This is a genomic window from Clostridium sp. DFI.1.208, assembly GCF_024463855.1.
Classification (GTDB): Bacteria; Bacillota_I; Bacilli_A; order Erysipelotrichales; family Erysipelotrichaceae; genus Clostridium_AQ.
On the sequence record NZ_JANGCA010000125.1, the window covers coordinates 1 to 3,101 of the forward strand.

Consider the following 3,101-nt stretch of genomic DNA (forward strand, 5'->3'; position numbering starts at 1 on the left):
GGCGTACGGTGGATGCCTAGGCACTTGGAACTGAAGAAGGACGCAACAAACGGCGAAACGCGACGGGGAGTGGTACGTACACAAAGATCCGTCGATATCCGAATGGGGAAACCCGGCAGCAGTAATGAGCTGTCACCCATGAGTGAATACATAGCTCATGAGGGAGGTACCCGGAGAACTGAAACATCTAAGTATCCGGAGGAAAAGAAAATAAGAATGATTCCGTAAGTAGCGGCGAGCGAACGCGGAGGAGCCCAAACCAGATCTTGATCTGGGGTTGTAGGACCACGAGATGGCAAGAGCATGGCTAAGAGAACGGCATTGAAAGGCCGACCGGAGAGGGTGCAAGTCCCGTATCTGAAAGCGATGTGAAGCCTAGTGGTATCCTGAGTACGGCGAGACACGAGAAATCTTGTCGGAAGCAGGCGGGACCATCCGTCAAGGCTAAATATACCCAAGTGACCGATAGTGAACCAGTACCGTGAGGGAAAGGTGAAAAGAACCGCGGGAGCGGAGTGAAATAGAACCTGAAACCGTATGCTTACAAGAAGTCAGAGCCCGTTAAAGGGTGATGGCGTGCCTTTTGTAGAATGAACCGGCGAGTTACGTTATCGTGCGAGGTTAAGTAGAAGATACGGAGCCGAAGCGAAAGCGAGTCTTAATAGGGCGACAGTACGATGATGTAGACCCGAAACCGTGTGATCTAGCCATGACCAGGTTGAAGTTCAGGTGAAACTGAATGGAGGACCGAACCGACCCCCGTTGAAAAGTTGGCGGATGAGTTGTGGCTAGGGGAGAAATTCCAATCGAACACGGATATAGCTGGTTCTCCCCGAAATAGCTTTAGGGCTAGCGTCGAGGTAGAGTCGCATGGAGGTAGAGCACTGAATGTACGATGGCCCCATCCCGGGGTACTGAGTATAATCAAACTCCGAATGCCATGATGACGTACTCGGCAGTCAGACTGTGGGTGATAAGGTCCATGGTCAAAAGGGAAACAGCCCAGACCGCCAGTTAAGGTCCCAAAATGTATGCTAAGTGGAAAAGGATGTGGGGATGCACAGACAACTAGGAGGTTGGCTCAGAAGCAGCCATCCTTCAAAGAGTGCGTAACAGCTCACTAGTCGAGTGACCCTGCGCCGAAAATGTACCGGGGCTAAGCATACTACCGAAGCTGCGGATTTGCAGTGATGCAAGTGGTAGGGGAGCGTTGCATGCACGTAGAAGCCGTACCGTAAGGAGCGGTGGAGAGCATGGAAGAGAGAATGCCGGTGTGAGTAGCGAGATGTAGGTGAGAATCCTACACACCGATAGCCCAAGGATTCCAGGGGAAGGTTCGTCCGCCCTGGGTAAGTCGGGACCTAACGCGAGGCCGAAAGGCGTAGTGGATGGAAAACAGGCAGATATTCCTGTACCCGCGATGGAAATGAAGGAATGACGGAGAAGGCTAGTGTGAGCCACTTAACGGATTGTGGTCGAAGCATATAGCAGGCTGACAGTGAAATGCGTCAGCGGGATGTAAGATGTGACAGGTAAGGGAACGCCTCCGGGCAAGTACTGAAGCACATGATGCCAGCTTCCAAGAAAAGTTTCTAGTATATTCCATAGCGGCCCGTACCAAAACCGACACAGGTGGGCAAGGAGAGAATCCTGAGGTGAGCGAGAGAACTGTTGCCAAGGAACTCGGCAAAATGACTCCGTAAGTTAGCGATAAGGAGTGCTCTTGTAAAAGAGAGCCGCAGTGAAGAGGCCCAAGCGACTGTTTAACTAAAACACAGCTCTCTGCAAAGTCGCAAGACGAAGTATAGGGGGTGACGCCTGCCCGGTGCTGGAAGGTTAAGAGGATTTGTCAGTAGCGATACGAAGCAATGAATTGAAGCCCCAGTGAACGGCGGCCGTAACTATAACGGTCCTAAGGTAGCGAAATTCCTTGTCAGGTAAGTTCTGACCCGCACGAAAGGCGTAACGATTTGGGCGCTGTCTCGGCAGCAGACTCGGTGAAATCTTAGTACCTGTGAAAATGCAGGTTACCCGCAACTAGACGGAAAGACCCCATGGAGCTTTACTGTAGCCTGATATTGAATTTTGATCAAAGATGTACAGGATAGGTGGGAGGCGAAGAAGATTGCACGCCAGTGTAGTCAGAGCCGCTGTTGGGATACCACTCTTGTTTGATTGAAGTTCTAACCTGCACCCATGAACTGGGTGAGGGACCGTGTCAGGTGGGCAGTTTGACTGGGGCGGTCGCCTCCTAAAGAGTAACGGAGGCGCCCAAAGGTACGCTCAGATTGGATGGAAATCAATCGACGAGTGCAAATGCAGAAGCGTGCTTGACTGTGAGACAAACAAGTCGAACAGGGACGAAAGTCGGGATTAGTGATCCGGCGGTGCCGAATGGAAGGGCCGTCGCTCAACGGATAAAAGCTACCCTGGGGATAACAGGCTGATCTCGCCCAAGAGTTCACATCGACGGCGAGGTTTGGCACCTCGATGTCGGCTCATCGCATCCTGGAGCTGAATTCGGTTCCAAGGGTTGGGCTGTCCGCCCATTAAAGCGGTACGCGAGCTGGGTTCAGAACGTCGTGAGACAGTTCGGTCCCTATCTGTTGTGGGCGTTGGAGATCTGAGGAGAGCTGTCCTTAGTACGAGAGGACCGGGATGGACCTACCGCTGGTGCACCAGTTGTTCCGCCAGGAGCATAGCTGGGTAGCTAAGTAGGGAAGGGATAAGCGCTGAAAGCATCTAAGCGCGAAGCCTACTCCAAGATGAGATCTCCCATTCGTTCAACGAAGTAAGACCCCTTGAAGACGACGAGGTAGATAGGTCAGAGATGGAAGTGTAGCGATACATGGAGTTGACTGATACTAATAGGTCGAGGACTTAATCACACGTGTCAAAGAGACACAAGAGAAACTGTCAACTGTTATTCAGTTTTGAGGGAGAGACCTCAAAGTGATCTGGTGGCGATAGCGATGTGGACACACCTGTTCTCATCCCGAACACAGAAGTTAAGCATATCAGCGGCGACAATAGCTGGACTGGCTCCAGTAAAGATAGCACGCTGCCAGGTAATCTGACTCATCATCTGATGGGTCTTTTTT

The 3,101-nt window shown here is 51.7% G+C and carries 2 rRNA genes; both read left to right on the plus strand.

The annotated features are described in order from the left end of the window. A 23S ribosomal RNA gene (locus tag NE665_RS23465) occupies positions 1 to 2,888 on the plus strand; the annotation flags it as partial. Positions 2,889 to 2,956: 68 nt separating this feature from the next. Further along, positions 2,957 to 3,070 (plus strand): 5S ribosomal RNA (gene rrf / locus NE665_RS23470). Positions 3,071 to 3,101: the final 31 nt, after the last annotated feature.